We start from the raw sequence: 23,172 nt of genomic DNA, 5'->3' as shown, positions 1-23,172 counted from the left end.
CGACGGCGTCGCGCAGCCCGTGCACCTCGCCGCACTCGGCTCGGCTCTGCAACTCCGCTTCGAACTGCGCGGCGACCCGGCCGATCTCGACCGTGCCGTCGAGGAGGGCCGCCGCGCGAGTGCCGCCTGCCCGGCCGGACACTCCGCGCACATCGCCCTTCGCTCCAATCTCGCCGTGTCGCTCCTCGCCCGAGCCGATCGGACGGGACGTCATGAGGACGTGCGGGAGGCGGTCTCCTGGATCGAGGAGGCGCTGCGGCTGACCCCCGCCGGCGACTCCAAGCGTGCGCGGGTGCTGAAGAACGCGGCCCTGGCGTTCCTCGCCCTGTTCAGACAGACGAGGACGGTCTCCGACCTCGACCGGGCCGACACTCTCGTCCGGGAGGCGCTCGGCAGCCGCGACCAGCGCTCCGCCTGGAGCACGTACGCCGACATCCAGCTCGCCAGACACGAGGTGACGAAGCTCCCCGAGGACCTCGACACCGCCATCACGGCCTGTCGCCGAGCGGTGCGCAACGAATCCGCCGGCAGCCGCCGATGGGCGTCGAGCAAGGGCTCGTACGCCCTGCTGCTCCTCCACCGGTACCGGGCCACGGGCGGAGCCGAGGACGTGGCGGCAGCCGTCCAGGCCTGCGGAGAGGTCCTGTCGCACCTCTCCGAGGACAGCCCGGAGCGGCCGAGCCATCTCGCGGTGCTCGCCGAAGTCCTGCACGAACGACACCGCCGCGACCGCCGGCCCGACGACCTGCTCGCCGCCGTCGACGCCATGACCCGGGCGGTGCGCGCGAGCCGGGCCGACGACCCCGAGACCCCGCGCCGTCTCGCCGCCCTGGCCGACTGGTCGGCCGACACCGACCGCCCGGCCGCGGAGGCCGACGTGGCGATCGACACCGCGACCGAGGCCGTCGCAGCCGCGACGATGACCGACCGGAACCGGGCCGAGGCCCTCGACGACCTCGCGAGGGCCCACCGGAGCCGCTACGAGCGGACCGGTGTGCCCACCCATCTCGACGCGGCGGTGCAGGCATCGCGCGACGCGCTGGAGGCGGCTCACGCCGACCCCTCCCGCCGCGCGCCGCACCTCCAGACCCTGGGCCTCAGCCTTCGGATCAGGTTCGAGGCGCGCGGGGCCACACCGGACATCGAGGAGGCCGTGGCGGCCTTCCGGGAGTCGGCGGCCGCGATCCCCGCCGGGCACCGCGACCTCCCGGTCTATCTTTCGGGCCTCGGCAGCTCCCTACACCTGCTGTACGAACTCACCGACGACGTCGAGCACTTGACGGAGGCGGTCGAGGTCATCCGGCAGGCCGTCGCCGCCGCGCCGCCCGGCGACCCGTTACGGGCGTCCTGTCTCAGCGACCTCTCCTTCAGCCTCAGGGTGCTGTTCGAAGTCCAAGGAGACGCCGACGACCTGGCGGCGGCGGTGCGGGCCGCCGAGGAAGCGGTCGCCGAGACCGACGAGAACGACGGCAGATGGCCCGCGGCCGTCGGCAACCTCGCCGTCGCCCTCACCCTTCAGCACGAGCACTCGGGCGACGACCAGGGCGCGGACCGCGCCATCGAAGCCTGCGACCGGGCCGTGAAAGCGCCCGGAATCCGAGAGGTGGACCGCCGCAGACTCCTCGGGGTACTCGGCGCCCTGCGACTGATGCGGTATCAGCTGTCGCACCGGGCCGACGATCTGGAGGCGGGCGTGGCCACCTTGCGCGCGGCGCTGAAGGCAACTCCCGAGGACCACGCCAACCGGCATCAGCTGCTCCTCAACCTCGGTTCGGCACTGTTCATCAGATTTGAACTCGCCGGCAGCCACGACGACCTGAGGGCGGCGATCGCCTCGGCCGAGGAAGCCCTCGCCGCGTTGCCGGAGCACCATCCTCAGGAGAGCGGTTACCGGCACAACCTCGAACTGATGCTGTCGGAACAGCGGGAACGATCACCGAGGAAGGGCCTCCGCGCTTGGGCCCGACGCCGGGCCCGACGCCGATCCTGACGCCGGGCCTGACGCGGCGGGGATCTCCTTGCGGGAGGAGATGCCGAGTTTGGCGAAGACCTTGCGCAGGTGCCATTCGACGGTGTGAGGGCTGAGGAAGAGCTGCGCGCCGATCTCGGGGTTGGTCAGTCCGCAGCCGGCGAGGCGGGCGATCTGCGCTTCCCGGGAGGTGAGCGGAGTGCGGCCCGCCGTGCTGCGCCGGCCGACCTTGGCCCCGGTGGCCTGGAGTTCGCGTCGTGCGCGTTCCGCGAACCCCTCCGCCCCGATACTGCTGAGCGTCTCGTGGGCGGCGCCCAGGTGGACACGGGCGTCGGCGACGCGGTCCTCGCGGCGCAGCCACTCGCCGTAGAGGAGCCGGACGCGCGCCGTCTCCATCCGGATCTCGGTGGCGCCGAGCCGCTCGATCGCCTCACGGTACAAGGCGTCGGCCGGCTGCCCTTCGCCGACCAGAGCGCGGGCGAGGGCCGCGTTGCCGAGAGCCCAGTCGGTGCCCGTGCCCAGCGCCATGTCGACGATCCTGCGGACCTCGTCGGCGGCGTCCGCAGGTCGCCCCAGCCGTGCCGACGCCTCGATGAGCTCCATCATGGACGGGATGGTGTGGCCCATCTCCTCCGGTTCCCGGCATCCGCGCCGGGCGGCGGCGTAGGCCTCCTCGTGCCGGCCGAGGCCGTTGTAGAGCACGGACGCCGCCCACTGGGTGTCGGCGATCACCTTCGGCTGTCCGCCCAGCATGTGATCCTGGGTGATGGCCTTGATCGCCTGGAGCGTGGCGGCTTCCCGGCCCTTCCACGGCTCCAGGAACAACGCTCCGTAGAGCGCCCAGATGTCCTTGCCGGTGGCCTCGCCGATCGCCACGTTCTCGCCGAGCAGCGACTGCGCGCCGGAGAGGTCGCCGACGCGGACCCGGTTGCCGATGCGGTGGAGGAGCGCGGTCGGCAGCACGGTCAGATCTCCCGTCTCCCGGGCCAGGTCGACCAGCCGCGCCGAGAGCACGGACCAGGTCTCGAAGTCCCACGCGTCCTGGGCCAGCCCGCACACCAGGGGGAGCCAGCCGAGTCCCTCCTCCTTCGAGACCTCGCCGGTGCGGAACGCGGCCAGCGCCCGCAGCAGCGTCGGCGCGCCCGTGGCGTACCCGTCGGTGATCATCCGGGCCAGGCCTTCGAGGAGCCGAGGGCCCCGCGCGGGTTCGTCGGGCCGAGGCGCGGCGAGCACGGCCTCGGCCAGCCCGCGCGGGACGCGGCCGGCGGTGAGCGAGGCGAACATGGCGTCCCGGTAGGTGGCGTGGGCGAGTTCGGCGTCGCAGCGCTCCAGCCGCTTGGCCGCCTCGATCATCAGCGGAAAGCCGACGCCACCGCCTTCGGTGAGAAAGGCGATCTGACCGCGCAGCAGCGTCAGCTTCGCCGTGTCGAGTTCGTCGAGCGGGCTCTGTTCGGCCGCGTTCGCCAGTTCGCGCGCGGCGGTGAACGCGCCGGCCTGGTACTTGGCCTGGGCGGCTGCCAGCGCTCTGGCTCCACGGCGGGCGGCGTCGGGCGTCAGCTCGACCGACCGGGCCAGAAAGGCCGCCGCGGCGGCGACTCCGCCCCGAGCCCGCGCCCGGTCCGCCGAACGCTCCAGTTCGGCGGCCACCGTCTCGTCCGGCACCGTCGTCGCGCACGCCAGGTGCCAGGCGCGGCGATCGGGATCGAGGTGAGCATCGGTCGCGTCCGCCAACGCTCTGTGCACCTCGCGACGGTCGGACAGCGCCGCCGCCCGATAGGCCGCCGATCGCACCAGCGGGTGCCGGAAACGCACCCGCGTGCCGAGCGTGATCAGCCCGGACGTCTCGGCGTGCACCGCTGCCGGGTCCACCGTGATCCCCAGCCGTTCGGCCGCGCGGCGCAACAGCGTCACATCGCCGACCGGCTCGGCGGCGGCGGTCAGCAGCAGTTGTTGCGTCTCCACCGGGAGCGAGCGGACGCGGCGCAGGAAGCCCTGCTCGATCTGGCTCGACAGGGGCTGTGCGTGGGGGGCCGCGAAGCCGCCGGCCATCTCGGCGGTGGTCAGCCCGCGGGGGAGCTCCAGCAGCGCCAGCGGGTTGCCGCGCGTCTCGGCCAGGATGCGCTCACGCACCCGTTCGTCGAGCGGGGCCGGGATGACCGAGTCGAGCAGGGTGCGCGAGTCGTTGCTGGTCAGCCCGGTGATCAGGAGTTCGGGCAGGCTGTTGAGCGTCTCGCCCGGACTGGGCTCACGGACGGCGCAGACGAGCAGGACCGACTCCGCGAGCAGCCGACGGGCGACGAACTCCAGAGTCTGCGCCGACACACGGTCCAGCCATTGCGCGTCGTCGACGACGCAGAGCAGCGGCTGCTTCGCCGCGCTGTCCGCGAGCAGGCTCAGCGTGGCGAGGCCCACGAGGAACCGGTTGGGCGCGGGGCCGGCCTCCAGGCCGAGCGCCGTGGCGAGCGCCTCGCGCTGAGGCTCCGGGAGGGAGCCGAGGCCGGCGACCAGGGTAGCGCAGAGCTGATGCAGCCCGGCATAGGAGAGCTCCATCTCGGACTGGACGCCGGCGACTTTGACGACACGGCATCCGGCGGAACGTCCGAGGAGGTACTTCAACAGCGCGGTCTTGCCGATACCCGGCTCCCCGCGCAGCGCCAGAGCCGCACTACGCCCGGCCCTGGCGCCCGCCAGGACGTCGTCGAGGGCCCGGCATTCCTTTCCTCGCCCGAGGAGTTCGACTCGTGGACCGCCGCCGCTTGTCATGGCCGTTCCTCTGTGCAGAATGCTTCGACCGGTATCGCAATACGTCGCCGGATTGCTGCGGCCCCGGTTCGGAAGGCTTGTCCGTGGTCTTGTCCGTGGTCTCGGAGTGACGTCCTGGGGCGTGAGATACCCAGCATCGGGGCCCGCGGGCGGTTCCGCAAGGACGACCTGCCACGGCGACGGCCCCGACGACCCGGCGTCCGCCCCTCGTCTACCGGGGGCGGGGCTCTTCCAGCACCGAGGGTTCGAGGAAGGCCGGGGCGCAGGGGGTATCGCTCTGGAACATCTCGAAGAACAGGTTCTCGGCCGGCCGCAAGCCGGCCACCGCCTCGGTCAGGTCCCGCGCGTCGACGAACCGCGCCTCGCTCTTGCCGACGGACAGCACCGCCAGCCATCCGGTCGCGTCGGCGGGCCAGAGGTTGGCGCCGGTCTCGGCCCAGAACAGCACGGTGTCGTCGGCGGGCTCGGACTTGAATTCCCCGGCGGCGGCGAACATGAGCAAGGCGGTATGGACACTCCACTCGCGATAACCGAGGTGGAACAGATATGCCTCCAGCGCGCCGTCCCGGTACCGCAGGACGCATTCCGGGGATTTACCGTCGTAGGAATCGGAGATTCGTTCCGCGAAGAACTCGTGGGGCGTCATTCCCAAGCCGATGGAGTTCCACTCCGTGTCCGCGCGGCGGCCGTTCCAGAGCCAGCCGTCGAACATGTCGGCCGGGTTCACGATCCTGCTCAGCTCCGGTATCGGCGTGCTCAGCCATGCCTCGAACCCGGTCCGCGACATGGGAATACGGGTCGCCACCATAAAACTGTCCGACACGAGTTCCTCCCCCTTCTCTCTTCCCTTGATCGAAGATGTCGTGAATATTAGTCCCATGCATGGAGCGTCGTTGACGGAGCGGGTCATCGAGGTGGTGCGCCGCGATCCGGCGGCGAGCGCGCTGCCGTATCTGCTGCCGTACGTGGACGTGCCCTGGGTGGAAGGGGGCGTCGCCAGGCCGATGGCCGAGGACGTGCTCGCTCGGGCCGCGTTCCCCTCCGGGCGGCCGTTGCCGCCGAGCCTGCGCGCGTGGCTGGCCTACGACACCAGCCTGTTGGAGCGCCACGGCTGGTTCACCCCGGACGGCGGGTTCGCGCCGCGCCCGCTGGACCGACTGGTCGGGGAGGAGATGGGCGCCGCCTGGGCCGAGGAGTTCGCCTGGCTGGCCGGGCGCTTCTCCGAGTGCTTCCTCCTCCCCGGCGGATCGGACTCCAAACGGCTCCTGGCCGTCACCGAGCGGGACGGAGAGGGCGAGTACCCGGTGTTCGCCCTCGACTTCGACGACCTGCCGTACCTGGGACTCATGTACCCGGGCTTCGACGTCTACCTGGCCGACACGGCGGACCTCCTGGGGCTCGGCGAACGGCAGACCTACACGGACCTGATCGGTCACGGGAGCTACGGCCCCCGGATGCGCCGGCACGCCGCCCAGTGCTTCGCGGGGGAGAGCTGCGTGCAGTACCCCTTCGAGTCCGCGCGGGTGTACGCACAGCTGTGCCCCGAGCCGGAACAGGCCGCCGCCCGAGGCGACACCTCCCGCTGACCCCGCCCACCCGACGGACCCGCTACCGGCATGGGCGAGCCCATCGGCGACGTCTACGACTCCGACGCGGGCGGATAGAGGTCGAGCACGAGATCGAGCCCCAGCCCGCCGATCTCGGCGAGCAGGCGGGCCGGCAGGACGCAGCCGCCCTGACCGTTATCACTGCCGAAGCCGAGATAAAGCTCCAGATCGCAATCGGCGGCCAGGCGCGTCAGCTCCTCACGACACCCGTCGACCAGCCGGACCAGCGCCGCGACGTGCTCCTCCAGCCCGCTGTCGCTGTCCAGCCCACTCCGCCGGATCCAGACGCTGTGCTCCCGCCGGGCGCTGCTCGGGTTCCGGGGACTCGTCAGGCTCCCCTGCTCGAACTGCGCGTCGGGGACGATCCCCAGGCGCACCGAGATCTCCTCGGCACGGACCGTCCGGCTCGTGATCCGGATCGATCCGGCCGACCACTTCGTGTCCGGCAACGGCGAACGCATCGTCAAGTGTTCTGACACGCCCCCACGATCGCAGGCCGGCCGACGGCGGGCCACCGTATTCCCCGGCCACCTTCTGCGCGCCGACGATCCAGACCGCGTGCGCCGCGCCGCCCGCGTTGGCGGGGAGCTGGCTGAACCGCGTGGGAGGCCAAGGGCATCGACGCGCTGATCGGTCTGCTCGACCCGGACGCCATCGCGACCGCCGACGGCGGCGGGCGGGCCGTCACCCACCTGCGCCCGATCGTGGGCGGTGAGCGGATCGCCCGTGCCTACGTCGAGATCGCGCGGGTGTCGGGCGACCGGGGCGGTGCGAAACCCCGAGAAGCTCCGTCCCTGGCGGATGAAGTGAGGATCGGCGGTCCGGGTGGTCGCGGCAGGAGTCTGTGCCATGCGTGAGGGGCCTGCCGTACGTTCGGCAGGCCCCTCAGCCGGCTCTCTCGGGGCGCCTTTTCCAGTTCGTGGCCGCCCGGCGGCACCGTGCTCAGAGATCGGCAGGCCGGTCCTGGTGGAGGGCCTTGGTTCCGGCGGCCGTGTTCAGATGCGACTGCGAGTCGCGCTCGGTCGGCAGCGGTCCCGAGACCCCGAAGTAGCGCCGCCCGGCGACGAGCAGTTCCTCCGCCGGGAACTTCGTGATCACCTCGCACCCGTCCGCGGTCACCACGAGCTCCTCCTCGATCCGGGCCGCGCCCCAGCCGTCCTTCGACGGCCAGTACGTCTCCAGCGCGAACACCATGCCCTCCTCGATCACCTCGGGGTGTTCGAGCGAGACCAGCCGGGAGAACACCGGCTTCTCCCAGATCGACAGCCCCACGCCATGACCGTACTGGAGCGCGAAGGCCGCCTCCTCGTCGGCGAAGCCGAACTCCTGCGCCGTGGGCCACACCGACACGATGTCCGCGGTCGTGGCGCCGGGCCGGACGAGGCTGATCGCCTCGTCCATGTACTCACGGCACCGCGTGTACGCGTCGCGTTGGGCGGACGAGGCACTGCCGACGGCGAACGTCCGGTAGTAGCAGGTGCGGTAGCCGTTGTAGCTGTGCAGGATGTCGAAGAACGCCGGATCCCCGGGCCGTACGATGCGGTCCGAGAAGACATGGGGGTGGGGCGCGCACCGCTCCCCGGAGATGGCGTTGACACCCTCGACGAACTCCGAGCCCAGGTCGTAGAGCGTCTTGGCCACCACACCCACGCACTCGTTCTCCCGCACACCCGGCCGGAGGAACTCGTAGAGGTTCTCGTAGGCGGCGTCGACCATCGAGCAGGCGTGGGTGAGCAGATGGATCTCGTCGCGTGTCTTGATGCGCCTGGCCTCCAGGAACACCTGCTGGCCGTCGACCACCGTGATGCCCGCGTTCTGGAGGGCCATCAGGACCGGCAGCTCGATGACGTCGACGCCGAGCGGCTCGTCCAGGAGCCCGTAGAGCTCCAGCTCGTGCTTGATCTTCTGGGCGACGGAGTCGGCCATTCCCACCAGCGGGTTGATCGCGCCGCGCAAGGTCGAGATGCCGGCGCGGGCGCCGCTCGGGTTGCGGGCATCGGCTCCGTGGTGGGCGCCGTGCGGATCACCGTCCGCGTGGGCCTTCGAGTAGTCCAGCCACGGGTTGTACAGCTGGTGGTGCTTGGCCGCGGAACCGAAGTCCCAGACGATCGGCTCGCCACCCCTGACCAGCAGTGAGAACCGGATCATCTTGTCGACTGCCCACGTGCCGATGTGGGTCGAGGTCATGTAACGGATGTTGGAGAAGTCGAAGGCCAGGACGGCGCCGACGTCGGACTGCTCCAACGACGCGCGGAGACGGGCCAGCCGCTCGTCGCGGAGCCTGCCCATGTCGATGCGGGTCTCCCAGTCGACTGCGTTCGGTCCAAACGTCGGAATCGCCATCACAAGTCCTTTGCCAAGCGGACAGCTGCGGGTAAGGGAGTGGCACGCGCGCCGAGCGCGTGAGCGTGTGCGTTCAACAGTGTTCAGTAGTGTTCAGTAATACTGAACATCCGGGATGTTGCTACGTCAACCGGCCTGCGGAGCAGAGTTGGTTGTCCACGGTCCCCGATCGCTGTGCAGTTCCACTGAACAGCGCCCCGCGCAACCGCATGGAACCTCGCCTCGGGCTATCTGGCTCTCTTCACGAACGTCACCTCGACGGAGGTGCCCGTCCGCGCCGGGCCGAGGACCACGGCCGTGCGGTCCTGGCGTACTCGGATCCCGCAGTAACGCCCGTCCACACACCCGAAATAGAACCCGGGCGCGGGCCGCGCGAACCGGGGCGAGATCAGCAACTGGCCCTCACCGCCGACGACCGCGGGCAGCGCGAGGGCGGCTCCCAGCAGCTCGGCCGCCGATTCGACCTCGCCGTCGAAGATCAGCCGGCGGATGCGCGTCGAAGAGATCGGCTCTCCGGCCCCGCCCCGGGTGACGAGCGGGACGACCCGGGTGCTCAGTTCGGGATACCGATCGAAGGTGGCCGTCGTCCCGGCGCCGCGGGCGCCGAACCGAAAGCCCTCGCCGACGCTCACGAAGTCCGCACGGAGCCGGTCGAGCAGGACGTCTTCGACGAAGTTCTCGGCCGGGACTCGCGACCAGGCCTGGTCGAACGGAACGATCGCCACCCGTCGGATCCCCAACGAGCCGAGCTTGCGCAGCTTTTGTCGCCGATCGCTGAGCAGGTTCGGCACCTGCCGCGGCTGAAGGACCTGCATCGGATGGGGGTCGAAGGTGAGCACCGTGTCGCACCCCTGGAGGACCTGTCGGTGACCGAGGTGCACGCCGTCGAAGGTGCCGATCGCGACTTTGGCGCGCGCACCGGTTGTGGCGTGCGCACCGGTTCCCCCGGCGCGACGGTGACCACCGGCGCCCGGTATTCCGTCGGGCACTTCGAGGTCGACTACCTCCATGACCCATTCCTCCTTCACCCTGAGAGCAGGCTGAACGAAGGGCAGTGTGCGCCTCACGCCGTTAACCAGGGCGAAAGCGCGGAGCGGCGATACGGCGTCCGGGTGTGAAGCGCGCGTCACCCCACCTTGTGACGGCGCTACTCGGTCAGGCCGGCATCGACGGCAGATGGGTGACGTTCGGAGGCGGCGGCGGTGCCTCCTGCGCCCGTTCGTCAGTGCGGCGCCCCACCACCACCCAGACGGCCAGGCAGGGCTCGCCGAAGGGATTGCTCAGGCGATGGGGCGTCATCGAGTCGAACGTGACGGCGTCCCCGGGGGAGAGTTCGTAGCGTTCGAATCCGATCTGGACGTTGATGCGCCCCGAGACCACATAGCCGTACTCCCGGCCCCCGTGGCGCATCATGTTGTCGGGGGCGCAGGACGAACTGCCGGGCGCGTACTCGACGTGCAGGAAGTCGACGAGCGGATCCGAGGCCTGGGTGAGGCGCTCCCAGACCACGCCGGGAAACCGGATCCGGGCCCGGGTGCCCGCCGGCTGCATCGGCGCCTCCACCGCGGGCCACTGCGCCGGGCGCTCGTCGCGGCCCCTGTCCTGGGTGTTGACCATCAACTGGTCCAGTGACAGGCCGAGGGCCTCGACGAGCGCATACAGCGTGCTGACGCTCGCGTTCGCCTTGTTCCGCTCCAGTTGCGAGACGAAACTCGGTGACACGCCGATCCTGCGGGCGAGTTCGCGCAGCGACATGCCCTGCGCCTCTCGCGCCGCACGAACCGTGGGTCCGATCGTGTGAGCGGCCGATGCGGACGGCGATGTCGATCTGTCCTTGGCGCTGCTCACGCCACCTCCGTCGGTCATGCGGTCCGCGCCTCGGCAGCAGCCCGCCGTGCGTGTTAAGCGTGTTCAGTGTAGTCACACACCGGCGGACCGCCGAGGAACGTCACACCAGGATCCGCAGGGGGTGTTCCAGCACGTTGACGAACGCCTGCATCCATTCGGCCGCGGTGGCCCCGTCCACTGCCCGGTGGTCGACGGCGAGGGTCAGCCGCAGCACCGACGCGACGGTGACCGCACCCTCCTCGACGACGGCCTCCTGCCGCGCGGCGCCGACGGCCAGGATCGCGGCCTGTGGCGGATTGATGATCGCCGCGAAGTCCTCGGTGCCGTACATGCCGAGGTTGGTGATCGAGATCGTGCCGCCTTCCAGCTCGTCCTGCCGGAGCCTGCGCTCCTTCGCACGGGCGATCATGTCCTTGGTCGCCGTCGCGACACCACTGATCGACAGGGAGTCCACCCCGCGCACCACCGGCGTGACCAACCCGCCCTCGGTGGCGACGGCCACGGCGATGTCGACGTCCGAGAAGTGCCGCACGGAGGTGTCGTTCCACTGCACGTTCATCGCGGGGACGGTCATATGGGCCGAGGCGACCGCCTTGACGAGCATGTCGTTGATCGACACCTTCACGCCGAGGCCGCCGGCGTTGATCTGCTGCCGCAGTTCGAGCAATGCGTCGACGCGCACGCCGGCCCGCAGATAGAAGTGCGGCGTGTGCTGCTTGCTCTCCGTCAGCCGACGGGCGATGGCCGCCCGCATCCGCGTGTTGGGCACGTCCACGAAGCGCTGGGGCGCCGCCGGAGTCGCGATGCTCTGCCGGTCGGCCGAGGCCTCGGTCGGTGAGGTTCGCTCCGACGCCTGCTCCGGCTCCGGCGCCTGCTCCTGCGCCTGCTCCTGCTCCGCCGTCGCGGCGACGGCCGCTTCGATGTCGTTGCGCCGGATGCGTCCGTGCGGGCCGGTCCCGACCACCGTGCTCAGATCGACGCCGGACTCGCGGGCCAGACGTCGAGCCAGGGGGCTGGCGAAAACGCGCTCGCCCCTGTCGGACGCCGCGTCGGCTGGGGCCGGTGCGACCGGGTCCGTAGGCGTCGGGGTCGAAGTGGCCGCCGTCGCCGTCGCCTCCTGCTCCGGCTCCGGAGCGATGGGGGCAGGCGATTGTGCCGGTGGGACGCCCAGCGAGGCCAGCACGTCGTCCACCGCGGACGCCGGCTCGTCCGGCTTGCCCCAGACGGCGATCGGCGCACCCACCTCCACGGTCGAGCCCGCGTCCACCAGGAGCCGCAGCAGGACGCCGTCGGTCTCGGCCTCCACCTCGACCACGGCCTTCTCGGTCTCCACCGTGACGATCGGTTCGCCCGCCGCATAAGGGGTGTTCAGCTCGACGTTCCACGCTTGCAGGACTGCCTCGGCGGTGTTGGCGGCCACCTCGGGCATGCGCAGAATCTCAGCCATTGTTCTGCCCCCGGGAGATCTCGCGCAGCTTGGCGACGACTTCCTCCGTGGAGGCGAAGGCGGCGCGCTCCAGCACCTTGCTGATGCTGGGCGAGGCCTCACCGCCTGTCACCCGCTCGATCGGGGCGTCGAGCCAGTCGAAGAGCCTGCGCTGCATCTCGTCGGCCAGCCAGCCGCCGTAGGAGGTGCCGACGGCGCCCTGTTCGGCGATGAGCACGTTGTTGGTCTTGCGGACCGACCGGGCGATCGTGTCCCAGTCCAGACTGGCCCGGTCCAGCCAGCGCAGGTCGATGACCTCGGCGTCCACCCCGGTTTCTTCGACGGCCGCCAGGACGGCCGGTGTCATCGCCAGATAGCTGAGGATGGTCAGGGCCGCTCCCTCGCGGCGCACGGCGGCCTTGCCGACGGGAAGGAAGTGGTCGTAGTCGTCCGGCAGGCCGGGACCCGTCGAGTTGTACAGATCCACGTGTTCGAGCACGACGACCGGGTCGTCGCACGCGAGAGCCGTGTTCATCAGGCCGACGTAGTCGAACGGCGTCGACGGCGCGACGATGCGCCAGCCGGGTGCGGTCGCGAAGATGCCGGCCGGGTCCATCGAGTGCTGTGATCCGTACCCGGTGCCCGTCGCGACCTTGCTGCGCAGGACGAACGGCACCGTGCCCTCGCCTCCGAACATATGGCGGGCTTTCCCGATCTGGTTGAACAGCTGGTCCGCCGCCACCCACATGAAGTCGGCGTACATGAACTCGACGATCGGGCGGAACCGGCCGTCCAGGGCCAGTCCGCCGCCGAGGCCGGCGAACGCGTTCTCCGAGATCGGGGTCCCGAGCACCCGGTCGGGGAACGCCTCGCTCAAGCCGCGGGTGGCGCCGTTGGTTCCGCCGTTGAGCCGGTGCACGTCCTCGCCCATCACGACGACACGAGGATCGGTCTCCAGGCGACGGCCCATCACGCCCGCGACGGCGCCGATGAACTTGACGTCGGTCAGACTGTCGGCGAAGTCCTCGGTGTCGGTGAACTCGATCCCGGCCAGCTCCGACAGGTCGCCGCGGACGCCCTCGTCGACGAACGCGGGATCCGGCCACTCGGCGGGAACGATGCGCCGCTCACCCGGCTTGCCGCCCGGACGCGCTTCCAGGATCACGTCGCCGAGTTCCGACATCAGCGCCTTGGCGCCCTTGACCGTCTCGGTGACCGCCTTCTTGGTGAGGATCCTGCGTCGCACCAGGTGCCCCGCCAGGGTGTCGATCGGGTCGCGGGCCCGCCACTGGGCTTCCTCCTCCTTGGTGCGGTACCGGAACGCCGAGCCGGGGAAGGGCCCGTTCTGGTGGAAGTAGCGGTACACATCGGCTTCGATCAACGTCGGACCCTTGCCGGCGCGCATGTGCGCGAGAGCCTGCTGCGTCACGAGGTGCACGGCCAGCGGATCCATGCCGTCGACCTTCCAGCTCCGGATGCCGAAGCCCGGACCGCGGCCGGACAGCCGGGACTCGCCGGTGACCTCGGACACGTGGGTGGAGACGGCGTACAGGTTGTTCTCGACGAAGAAGCACAGCGGCAGCGACCAGGCCGCCGCCAGGTTGAGCGTCTCCAGCGTGGATCCGATGTTGATGGCGCCATCGCCGAAGAAGGTGAAGGACACCGCGTCGGTGCCCGCCTTCTTGTGGGCCCACGCCGACCCGGCGGCGAGCGGCACGCCACCGCCGACGATCGCGTTGGTGCCGATGGCGCCGGCCTCGTGCCACTGGAGGTGCATGCTGCCGCCGCGCCCGTGGCTGAAGCCCTGGTCCAGTCCGCAGATCTCGCGCAGGGTGCGCAGCAGCACGGCCCGGACGTCCTCGGGGAACGGCTTCGTCGGGTCGATGCCCTTCGGATGCAGATGGGCCAGCGCCTTGGCCAGGAACTGGTGATGGCCACGATGCGACCCGTTGACGGTGTCATGGGACGTCAGGGTGAAGCACGCGCCGACGGCGCCGCCCTCCTGACCGATGCTGGAGTGCGCGGGGCCGTGGATGAGCCCGTCCGCCGCCAGCTCCAGGACGTACTCCTCGAACGCCCGGATCAGCACCAGTTGGCTGTACATCCCCGTCAAGAGGTCAGGAGCCGCGGCGTTCCAGTCGTCCTGGGTGACGACGAACTCCGACCACGCGGCCTTCGGTTCGAGTATGTGTTCGGCAGGCATCGCCAGCCCCCTTCAGTCGACCGGAGTGCCCCGACTCTGCCATGGGATTGGATCCAATAACAAGACTCATCTCGACTTTCTGGGCCAGGAGCGCCACTATGGACGCACTTTGGATCCAAAGGAGGAGAGTCATGGCTCTACCCGGCCTCAAGCGCCTCGACCACATCGGATTCACGGTGCCGGACCTGGAACAGGCGCACACCTGGCTCGTGGACGTCCTGGGCTGCGAGTACATGTACGCAATCGGCCCCTTCGACCTGTCGGACGACTGGATGGCGGAGCACCTGAACGTCGGCGCGCGCACGGTGATGCGTCAGCTGCGCTTCTACCGGTGCGGAGAGCAGGCCGTGTTCGAGGTCTTCGAGTACCGGGCGGAGGACCAGCGGACGGTCGTCCCGCGCAACAGCGACGTCGGCGGTCACCATGTCGCGCTGTACGTCGAGGACCTGGACGCCGCCGTGGCGTACCTCAAGGCGAGGGGCGTTCCCGTGCTGGGGGAGCCGACCGCGAGCGCGGGACCGTCGCTGGGGCAGCGGTGGGTGTACTTCCTCTCGCCGTGGGGGATGCAGTTCGAGCTGGTGTCCTATCCTGACGGCAAGGCGTACGACCGCGCCCCGTCAGAGTTGCAGAGGTGACCGCACTTGAGTCCTGCGCACGCTCGCGATCCGCGCGGGTCGGACAGCGTCAGGAGTCAGCACATCGCCGGCATCCTCCGCGACGAGATCCTCGCCGGTGATCTGCAGCCCGGCACCTGGCTGCGGCAGGACGAACTCGCGGCGCGGCTCGGCGCGAGCCGGATTCCGGTCCGTGAGGCCTTGCGGATCCTGGAGTCCGAGGGGCTCACCGAGTCGTTCCCCAACCGCGGATCGCGCGTTCCCGTGCTCAGTCTCGACGACGTGAACACGTACTACCGGATGCGCGAGCGACTGGAGCCGCTGACCCTGACCGAGAGTCTCCGCCATCTCTCGGACGACCAGCTGGCCCGCCTCGAACGCATCCAGGACGAGATCGAGAACCAGAGCGACGTCAACCGGTTCCTTCTCCTGGACCGCGACTTCCACATGACGACCTACTCGGGTTGTCCCAGCGCCCCGTTGCTGGCCATGACGGAGCGGCTCTGGAACTCCACCCAGCACTATCGCCGTGCGTTCATGGTCCTTGCGGACCCCGACCGGGCGATGATCGTCAACGCCGAACACCGGCTGATCCTCGACGCCGTGCGACGGCGCGACCCCGAGGACTGCGAGCGCTACCTCACGGGCCACATCCGTCGCACCCGGGTCGAACTCACGGCCCACACCGAGCTCTTCGCCGCCGACGAGGACGCAAGCGGACTGCGCTGAGCCGGTCCGGGACGCCACCAGGGCGATCCCGTCGAATGTATCCAACCAGCCACTCTCGAACAGTGTTCACGCCGGCAGCTGCCCGGTGCACTCACTGCACTCATCGCTGCCCACGCCACGAGGAGAGCTCTGTGCCCATCGTCACCGTCAACCCCGCCACCGGCGAGCTCATCGAAGAGTTCGCCCCGCACACCAAGGCACAGGTCGCCCAGCGCCTGACGCGAGCGGAGGCCGCGGCCGCGACGCTCCGCGCGACCGACTTCGACACGCGCGCCCGGTGGATGCGGGCCGCCGCGGACCTGGTCGAGGCCGACGCGGCCCGGACGGCCCGCATGCTCACGATCGAAATGGGAAAGCCGATCGCGCAGGCCCGCGCGGAGGTCCTCAAGTGCGCCCGCGCGATGCGGTTCTACGCCGACAACGCCGAAAGCCTGCTCGCCGACCAGCCGCTCGCCGACCCGAGCACGGTCCAGGCCTCGGCCGCCTACACCACCTACGCGCCCCTCGGCGTCGTCCTGGCCGTGATGCCGTGGAACTACCCGATGTGGCAGGTGATCCGGTTCGCCGCACCCGCGCTGATGGCCGGCAACGTCGGCCTGCTCAAGCACGCCTCGAACGTGCCGCAGACCGCGATGTACCTGGACACGCTCTTCGAACGAGCGGGTTTCCCCGACGGATCGTTCCAGAGCCTCCTCATCGGAGCCGCCGACGTCGAGGCGGTGCTCCGGGACCGCCGCGTCGCCGCCGCGACCCTGACCGGATCCGAGCCGGCCGGCCGGTCCGTCGCGGCCACCGCGGGCGCCGAGGTGAAGAAGGTCGTGCTCGAACTGGGCGGGTCCGACCCGTTCATCGTGCTGCCCTCCGCCGATGTCCGCGCCGCCGCCCGGACCGCCGTCGCCGCCCGCACCCTGAACAACGGCCAGTCCTGCATCGCGGCCAAGCGGTTCATCGTCCACACGGAGGTCTACGACGAGTTCGTCGAGGCGTTCGTCGCGGGCACCAAGGCGCTGGTCGTCGGAGACCCGCTCGACGAGAAGACCGACATCGGGCCGGTCGCCACGAGGTCCGGCCGTCGCGAGCTGGTCGACCTGGTCGACGACGCCGTCGCGAAGGGCGCCGTGCTGCGGTGCGGCGGGTCGGCCGTGGGCGCCGAGGGATGGTTCTTCGAGCCGGCGGTGCTGGAGGAGGTCACGCCTGCGATGCGGGTGTACCGCGAGGAGGCGTTCGGGCCACTGGCGGTGGTGCACCGGGCCGACGGCGTCGAGCATGCCCTGGAGCTCGCCAACGACACGACCTTCGGTCTCAGCTCCTCGGTGTGGACCACCGACCCGGCCGAGGAGCGCTTGCTGATCAGCGGCCTCGACGCCGGCGCCGTCTTCGTCAACGGCATGAGCGTCTCCCACCCGGAACTGCCCTTCGGCGGTGTGAAGGACTCCGGCATCGGCCGCGAGCTCGCCGCGGAAGGCATCCGGGAGTTCTGCAACCTCAAGACGATCTGGAAGGCCTGACGTCACCCGGGCGCCCTCGGGCGCACGGCGGAGGGGCGTCACACGGCGAACCGCTCGTGTGACGCCCCTCCGGAGAGCTGTGCTTGTGCTTGTGCTGTCAGTCGGCGGTGCCGGGCGTGATGTTCTTGTTGAAGCGCAGCAGGTTGCGCGGGTCCCAGGCGGCCTTCACCGCACGCAGCCGCTGGTGCTTGGCCTCGCTGCCGTGCACCCCACGCCGCCACTCCTCGCCGAGGTCGTCGCTGAGGTTGGCGTAGGCGTTCGTCAGCGCGTGCGGCTGCATCGCCTCGGTGAGGGCCGTCGCCCACTCGTCGTACGGCGCGTCATGCTCGGGCGCGTCCCACTTGGCGATGGCCTCCCACAGCCAGGCGGCTCCCGCCCGGGAGAAGGCCATCGCGTCCTCGTCGACGTCCTCGGAGATCGCGCCGCCCATGAACGAGATGTTGATCGAGTAGATGTCGCCGGGGTTCGTCGGCACCGTGCCCACATAGTCCAGGAGCACGTCGACGGCGTCGCCGGACAGGGCCGGCAGGTACCCGCCCCGCAGGTTCATGCGCATGCCGTAGGGGGCGACGACGTCGAGCATGCTGTTCGCCTGGACCCACGTGGTGTCCGTGACCAGGTTGGCGAGCGGCTGGCCGAGCGCGGCGAGCGGCTGGACGACCTCGTCGGCCGTCGCGGGGTCCCCGGTGTAGACCACGACGAGAATCAGGACCGGTTTCCCGTGCACCTCCTCGGGAAGCATCGGCAGCGGGGGAGCGGCGGCGATCGCCACCAGCAGCCCCAACTCCCGCGGCGCATCGGCCAGATGCGCCGACAGCTTGCCCAGGACGTCGGCGGCCTGGTCGATGGGGAAGATCAGCTTTCCGGCGACGACGTCGGGGCCGACCGGGTGCGCCCGGTACTCGAAGGAGGTGACGACCCCGAAGTTGCCGCCCCCGCCGCGCAGGGCCCAGAACAGCTCGGGATTCTCGGTCGCGTCGGCGCGGACCTTGCGCCCGTCCACGGTGATCATGTCGCAGGCCAGCAGGTTGTCGACGGTGGCGCCGTAACGCCGCATCAGGTAGCCGATGCCGCCGCCCAGGGTCAGCCCGGCCACACCGGTGCTGCTGACCGTCCCGGCGGGCACGGCCAGCCCGTGCTCCTGCGCGGCCGCGTCCATCTCGCCGAGCTTGACGCCCGGTTCGGCCCGTACCACCCGGGTCTCGGGGTCGACCGTGATCGCCCGCATCGCCGAGAGGTCGACGACCAGCGCGCCACCGGGCATCGCATAGCCGTCGGAACCGTGTCCGCCGCCGCGCACCGCCACCGGTATGGAGTGCGCGGAGGCGTAGCGGAGCACGGTCGCGACGTCCTCCTCGTCCGCACACTGCGCGATCAGTGCGGGGCCCTCGTCGACGGCGCGGCCCTGGTACAGGGCACGCGCCGCGTCGTACTGCTCGTCACCAGGCCGCAGCACCGCGCCGCGGAAGTGGGTGGGGAAGTCGGAGTGAGTGCGGATTTCTGTCGGTGCGCTCATGGGGGAAGCTCCTGTGTCAGGGAGGGACAAGGTGACGGGTGGTCAGGGCCGCCCGGCCGCCGGCTGCGGCCGGGCGGGAATCAGAGGACCCGGAGGATGTCGTCCACGCGGTCCTTGGCGTCGCCGAAGAGCATGGCGGAGTTCTCGCGGTAGAAGAGGGGGTTCTGGACGCCGGCGTAGCCGGACGCCATGGAGCGCTTGAACACGATGACGTGCTCGGCGTTCCAGACCTGGAGGACGGGCATGCCGGCGATGGGTGAGCCGGGGTCCTCGGCCGCGGCGGGGTTGACGGTGTCGTTGGCGCCGATGACCAGGACGACCGAGGTCTTGTCGAAGTCGTCGTTGATCTCGTCCATCTCCAGCACGATGTCGTAGGGGACCTTGGCCTCGGCGAGCAGGACGTTCATATGGCCCGGCAGCCGGCCCGCGACCGGGTGGATGCCGAAGCGCACGTCGACGTCGCGGTCGCGGAGTTTGCGGGTCAGTTCGGCGATGCCGTACTGGGCCTGGGCCACGGCCATGCCGTAGCCGGGGGTGATGATCACCGAGTCGGCGGTCCCGAGCAGCTCGGCGACGCCCTCGGCGGTGATCTCGCGGTGCTCGCCGTAGTCCTTGTCGTCGGCCGGGCCGGCCTCGATGCCGAACCCGCCGGCGATCACCGAGATGAACGAACGATTCATCGCCTTGCACATGACGGCGGACAGATAGGCGCCCGAGGAGCCGACCAGCGCACCGGTGATGATCAGCAGGTCGTTCTCCAGCAGGAATCCCGAGGCCGCGGCCGCCCAGCCCGAGTAGGAGTTCAGCATCGAGACGACCACCGGCATGTCGCCGCCGCCGATCGAGGCGACCAGATGCCAGCCCAGGGCCAGCGCGACGACCGTGACGGCGATCAGCAGCCACAGCGTCGGGTCGATCACGAACCACGTGGTCAGCACCGCGAACGCGGCCAGGGCGCCGAGGTTGAGGTGGTTCTTGCCCGGCAGCATCAGCGGAGCCGACTTGATGCGGGCCGAGAGCTTGAGGAACGCCACGATCGAACCGGTGAAGGTGACGGCGCCGATGAAGACGCCGATGAACACCTCGGCGGAATGGATCCCGAGGAGCTCTCGGGCCTGAAGCAGTTCCGCCTCGGCGCTGACCGCGCCGTTCAGGGTCGCTTCCACGTGCAGGTAGCCGTTCCAGCCCACCAGGACCGCGGCCAGACCCACGAACGAGTGCAGCAGCGCGATCAGCTCCGGCATGCCGGTCATCTCCACCACGCGCGCCCGCCACAGCCCGATCGCCGCACCGACCGCCATGGCGGCGATCATCAACGCCAGACCGACGCCGGAGACGTCCCGGTCGATCGCCAGGGTGATCGTCGCGGCCAGGGCGACCGCCATGCCGCCGATGCCGAAGGCCTTGCCCGCCTTGGCACTCTCGTGGTGCGACAGCCCGGCCAGCGCCAGGATGAAGAGCAGCGCCGCGACGATGTAGGCGGCGGCCGCAGCGGTCTCGACAGTCGTCAGATCAGTCATCACTGGCCTCTTCAGCTTCTCGAGAACATGGAGAGCATCCGGCGGGTCACCGCGAAGCCACCGAAGACATTCACCGAGGCCAGCAGGATCGCGATCGTCGACAGCACCGTCACCGCGGTGCCGTTGGGGGCGTCATCGTGCCCGATCTGGAGCAGGGCGCCGACGACGATGATTCCGGAGATCGCGTTGGTCACGCTCATCAGCGGTGTGTGCAGGGCGTGATGCACATGCCCGATCACGTAGTAGCCGACCACGATGGCCAGCGCGAACACCGTCAGGTGACCCAGGAGCGCCGCCGGGGACAGGGCCGCGCACAGGAACAGCACGGTGGCGCCGATCCCGACCACCGTGAACCGGCGGCGGGTCGACACGGGCGCCTCGGCCCGGGAGCCGGCCGGCTTCGCCGCCGTGGGCGCTGCCGCGGCGGCGGTCGGCGCAGTGGCGGACACCTGGACCGGCGGCGGTGGCCAGGTCGACTCGCCGTCGCGCACCACGGTCATCGACCGCTGCACCACGTCGTCGAAGTCCAGCACCAGCCGGCCGTCCTTCTCCGGCGTCATCAGCTTGATCAGGTTGACCAGGTTGGTGCCGTACAACTGGGACGCCTGCGCGGGCAACCGGCCGGGCAGATCGGTGTAACCGATGATGGTCACCCCGCCGGCCGTGACCACGGCCTCGTCCTTGACCGTGCCCTCGACGTTGCCGCCGGTCGCGGCGGCCATGTCCACGATGACGCTGCCCGGTCGCATCGACGCCACCATCTCCGCCGTGATCAGCGTGGGCGCCGGCCGGCCCGGGATCTGCGCGGTCGTGATCACGATGTCCATCTCCGTGATCCGCTCCCGGTACAGCTGGGCGGCACGGGTGTTGTAGTCGTCCGACATCTCCTTGGCGTAGCCCGTCGCCGACACCGCCACCTCGGCGGTGTCCGCGGCCTCGACCGAGAGATACTCGCCGCCCAGCGACCTGACCTGCTCGGCGACCTCCGGCCGCGGATCGGTCGCGTGGACGACGGCGCCCAGGCTTCCCGCGGCGCCGATCGCCGCCAGGCCCGCCACCCCGGCGCCGCACACCAGCACCTTGGCCGGTGGCACCTTGCCCGCGGCCGTCACCTGGCCGGTGAAGAACCGCCCGAAGGCATGGGCGGCCTCCACCACGGCCCGGTAGCCCGCGATGTTCGCCATCGACGACAGCACGTCCAACGACTGCGCCCGGGAGATCCGGGGCACCGCGTCCATCGCCAGCGCCGTGATCGGCCGCTTCGCCAGGTCCTCCACGAGCGCGGGGTCGAACGCCGGGCTCATGATGCCCATGACCGTCGTACCCGCCTTCAACTCGTCCCACTGCGCGGACGACAGCGCGTTCACACCGAGCACGACGTCCGCCGCGAGCGGGTCACCGACCCTCGCCCCGGCCTCGATATACGCCTCGTCCGGGAAGCTCGACAACAGGCCGGCACCCGGCTCCACCACGACGTCGTATCCCAGCTTCACCAGCTGGACCACCGTGGCGGGAGTCGCGGCAACCCGCGTCTCGCCACCGCGGGCTTCGCTCACGATTCCGATCAGCATTACCCACACTCCAGACGGTCAATGTTCCAGAGCGCTCGGCGGACGCCCATGCGGGCAGACCAGGAGCGCCGTCCAACGCCAACTGCTGTGTGGACGGCGCTCGCCGGGCGGTCTGTTGATCAGGCGACGGGCTTGGTCATGCCGCCGTCGACGCGCAGGACCTGACCCGTCACGTAGGAGGCGTCGTCGGACGCCAGGAAGGCGGCCACGGCGCCGATCTCGGCCGGGTCGGCCCAGCGGTCGAGGCGAATTCCGAGACCCTTGGCCATGCCGGCGCGGACCTCTTCGGAGGTCTTGCCCTGCTGCTGGCCCATCGCCTCGGTCTTGGTGAGCCAGCCCTCGGTCTTCGTCATGCCGGGGGAGATCGCGTTGACCCGGATGTTGCTGGCAGCCGCCTCGCTCGCCAGGTAGCTCGTGAGCGCGACCACGCCGGCGTTCACGATGCCCGTCGCGCCGGCGTTGGGGACCAGCATGTGCGCGGTCGCGCCGACCACGTTGACGATGGCGCCGCTGCCGCTCCGGCTCAGCAGCGGCAGAGCCGCCTGTGCGACGCGCACGTACCCGATCAGCTTGGTGTCGAAGGCCGAGGCGATGTTGCCCGCCTCGATCGTCTCCAGCGGCGACGGCGTCAGCTGCGGCCCCGCGTTGTTCACGACGATGTCGAGGGCGCCCTGCCACGCGTGCACCTCGGCCAGCACGCCGGCGACGGAGTCCGCGTCCGTGACGTCCACGACGACGGGGAGCACGTTCTCCGCGCGGGATCCGGCGGTGAGACGCCCGGCCGCGGCCTTCACGGCGGCTTCGTCCCTGGCCGCGATCGCCACCTTGGCACCACGCTCCAGCAGCGCCTGGGCGATGGCGAAGCCCAGGCCCCGACTCCCGCCGGTCACGAAAGCGGTGCGGCCATCCAAGTTCCAACCTGCAGCCATGTTCGGCCCCTCCAGTCAGCGGTTCATTCCTTGCTGCGGAGAGTCGATCCGAAGCGCCACCGCCACAGCAAGCGCGGTTAACGGCCGGTTCACAGGGCGGCTGACCGGCCGCCACGTTCCTTCCCGGCGGTTAACAGGGTGCGGCGCACAATGACCTGCACTCAGCCCGCTCCGAGGGTGAAGGAGGGAGGGGTGATGGGGATCCGGGACCTCGAAAGTATCCCACGGGAAACACGGGCAGGCGCACGCCGCCGGCGCACCGACTCCCCGAGGCGAGAACCTCGGCCGCAGACCCCCGGGGTCACCTGGAGCGTGGCGCTGCGCGGTGCCGTACGGGGCAGGGCCCTGGGGCAGACGATCGCGGCCGCCCTGGCCGTCGGGTCGACTCTGTTCATGGTGAACCTGTACTCGCAGGTGGTGGACGGTCCGTTCACCTGGGCGCTCACGCTGCGCGTCGCCCTGACGTTCCTGGTGCCGTGGCTCAACGCGACGCTGGGGCTCGCGATCGGCCTGCGGAAGGCCGGCGCCGCACCCCGGCACCGGTCCGAGCCCGCAGACAGCACCACTCTTTAGGAATCAGCTCCCACCCTCACCTTCACACCGAGCCGGTCGTATCCAGGCAGGCC

Annotated in this window: 17 protein-coding genes; 5 read left to right on the top strand and 12 right to left on the bottom strand. The window is 70.4% G+C overall.

Features of this window, described 5'->3' with window-relative positions:
- Nucleotides 1-1,933: 1,933 nt before the first annotated feature.
- Complete coding sequence (locus tag ACWCPF_RS21370; RefSeq protein WP_451046637.1) at nucleotides 1,934-4,732, bottom strand: helix-turn-helix transcriptional regulator; 2,799 nt, start codon at nucleotides 4,730-4,732, stop codon at nucleotides 1,934-1,936.
- Between the two features lie 211 nt (nucleotides 4,733-4,943).
- Nucleotides 4,944-5,612 (bottom strand): hypothetical protein, encoded by a 669-nt coding sequence (locus ACWCPF_RS21365; RefSeq protein ID WP_451046636.1) that lies wholly within the window; start codon nucleotides 5,610-5,612, stop codon nucleotides 4,944-4,946.
- A 13-nt stretch (nucleotides 5,613-5,625) separates the two neighbouring features.
- Here ACWCPF_RS21365 and ACWCPF_RS21360 point away from each other — a divergent pair, with 13 nt between their 5' ends.
- Nucleotides 5,626-6,318 (top strand): hypothetical protein, encoded by a 693-nt coding sequence (locus tag ACWCPF_RS21360; protein WP_451046635.1) that lies wholly within the window; start codon nucleotides 5,626-5,628, stop codon nucleotides 6,316-6,318.
- Between the two features lie 53 nt (nucleotides 6,319-6,371).
- On the opposite strand, the gene ACWCPF_RS21355 is transcribed toward ACWCPF_RS21360, so the two are convergent.
- The 6 genes from ACWCPF_RS21355 to ACWCPF_RS21330 form a co-directional block, all read right to left on the bottom strand.
- Nucleotides 6,372-6,788, bottom strand: coding sequence for a DUF4279 domain-containing protein (locus ACWCPF_RS21355; protein WP_451046634.1), 417 nt, complete (start codon nucleotides 6,786-6,788; stop codon nucleotides 6,372-6,374).
- Between the two features lie 493 nt (nucleotides 6,789-7,281).
- Nucleotides 7,282-8,682, bottom strand: a complete 1,401-nt coding sequence (locus ACWCPF_RS21350) for a M24 family metallopeptidase (protein WP_451046633.1) — start codon at nucleotides 8,680-8,682, stop codon at nucleotides 7,282-7,284.
- 227 nt (nucleotides 8,683-8,909) lie between these two features.
- On the bottom strand, nucleotides 8,910-9,692 hold the full coding sequence (locus tag ACWCPF_RS21345; RefSeq protein WP_451046632.1) for an FAD synthetase family protein: 783 nt from the start codon (nucleotides 9,690-9,692) through the stop codon (nucleotides 8,910-8,912).
- 145 nt (nucleotides 9,693-9,837) lie between these two features.
- Nucleotides 9,838-10,548: a helix-turn-helix domain-containing protein gene (locus tag ACWCPF_RS21340; RefSeq protein WP_451046631.1), complete on the bottom strand. Its 711-nt coding sequence runs from the start codon at nucleotides 10,546-10,548 to the stop codon at nucleotides 9,838-9,840.
- Nucleotides 10,549-10,630: 82 nt separating this feature from the next.
- The gene (locus tag ACWCPF_RS21335; RefSeq protein WP_451046630.1) at nucleotides 10,631-11,977 is read right to left on the bottom strand and encodes a dihydrolipoamide acetyltransferase family protein; all 1,347 of its coding nucleotides are present in this window, start codon (nucleotides 11,975-11,977) and stop codon (nucleotides 10,631-10,633) included.
- Nucleotides 11,970-14,159: an alpha-ketoacid dehydrogenase subunit alpha/beta gene (locus ACWCPF_RS21330; protein WP_451046629.1), complete on the bottom strand. Its 2,190-nt coding sequence runs from the start codon at nucleotides 14,157-14,159 to the stop codon at nucleotides 11,970-11,972. The genes ACWCPF_RS21335 and ACWCPF_RS21330 overlap by 8 nt, the downstream gene beginning before the upstream one ends.
- A gap of 131 nt (nucleotides 14,160-14,290) precedes the next feature.
- On the opposite strand from ACWCPF_RS21330, the gene ACWCPF_RS21325 reads away from it, so the two are divergent.
- The 3 genes from ACWCPF_RS21325 to ACWCPF_RS21315 all read left to right on the top strand — a co-directional run bounded on the left by ACWCPF_RS21325 (nucleotide 14,291) and on the right by ACWCPF_RS21315 (nucleotide 17,010).
- The gene (locus tag ACWCPF_RS21325; protein WP_451046628.1) at nucleotides 14,291-14,794 is read left to right on the top strand and encodes a VOC family protein; all 504 of its coding nucleotides are present in this window, start codon (nucleotides 14,291-14,293) and stop codon (nucleotides 14,792-14,794) included.
- A gap of 6 nt (nucleotides 14,795-14,800) precedes the next feature.
- Nucleotides 14,801-15,502, top strand: coding sequence for a GntR family transcriptional regulator (locus ACWCPF_RS21320; RefSeq protein ID WP_451046627.1), 702 nt, complete (start codon nucleotides 14,801-14,803; stop codon nucleotides 15,500-15,502).
- Between the two features lie 131 nt (nucleotides 15,503-15,633).
- Nucleotides 15,634-17,010 (top strand): NADP-dependent succinic semialdehyde dehydrogenase, encoded by a 1,377-nt coding sequence (locus tag ACWCPF_RS21315; protein ID WP_451046626.1) that lies wholly within the window; start codon nucleotides 15,634-15,636, stop codon nucleotides 17,008-17,010.
- Between the two features lie 97 nt (nucleotides 17,011-17,107).
- Here ACWCPF_RS21315 and ACWCPF_RS21310 read toward each other — a convergent pair whose 3' ends face one another.
- The 4 genes from ACWCPF_RS21310 to ACWCPF_RS21295 form a co-directional block, all read right to left on the bottom strand.
- Nucleotides 17,108-18,526, bottom strand: a complete 1,419-nt coding sequence (locus tag ACWCPF_RS21310) for an FAD-binding oxidoreductase (RefSeq protein WP_451046625.1) — start codon at nucleotides 18,524-18,526, stop codon at nucleotides 17,108-17,110.
- Between the two features lie 80 nt (nucleotides 18,527-18,606).
- Nucleotides 18,607-20,046 (bottom strand): Re/Si-specific NAD(P)(+) transhydrogenase subunit beta, encoded by a 1,440-nt coding sequence (pntB, locus tag ACWCPF_RS21305; protein ID WP_451046624.1) that lies wholly within the window; start codon nucleotides 20,044-20,046, stop codon nucleotides 18,607-18,609.
- Nucleotides 20,047-20,057: 11 nt separating this feature from the next.
- On the bottom strand, nucleotides 20,058-21,617 hold the full coding sequence (locus tag ACWCPF_RS21300; RefSeq protein WP_451046623.1) for a Re/Si-specific NAD(P)(+) transhydrogenase subunit alpha: 1,560 nt from the start codon (nucleotides 21,615-21,617) through the stop codon (nucleotides 20,058-20,060).
- 119 nt (nucleotides 21,618-21,736) lie between these two features.
- Nucleotides 21,737-22,546 (bottom strand): SDR family NAD(P)-dependent oxidoreductase, encoded by an 810-nt coding sequence (locus ACWCPF_RS21295; RefSeq protein WP_451046622.1) that lies wholly within the window; start codon nucleotides 22,544-22,546, stop codon nucleotides 21,737-21,739.
- 312 nt (nucleotides 22,547-22,858) lie between these two features.
- Here ACWCPF_RS21295 and ACWCPF_RS21290 point away from each other — a divergent pair, with 312 nt between their 5' ends.
- On the top strand, nucleotides 22,859-23,119 hold the full coding sequence (locus ACWCPF_RS21290) for a hypothetical protein (RefSeq protein ID WP_451046621.1): 261 nt from the start codon (nucleotides 22,859-22,861) through the stop codon (nucleotides 23,117-23,119).
- The last annotated feature ends 53 nt before the right edge of the window (nucleotides 23,120-23,172 follow it).

The organism is Streptomyces sp. NPDC001858 (genome assembly GCF_053594615.1).
The sequence above is the reverse complement of the archived record's forward strand: the minus strand, read 5'-3'. Positions and strand labels throughout refer to the sequence as shown.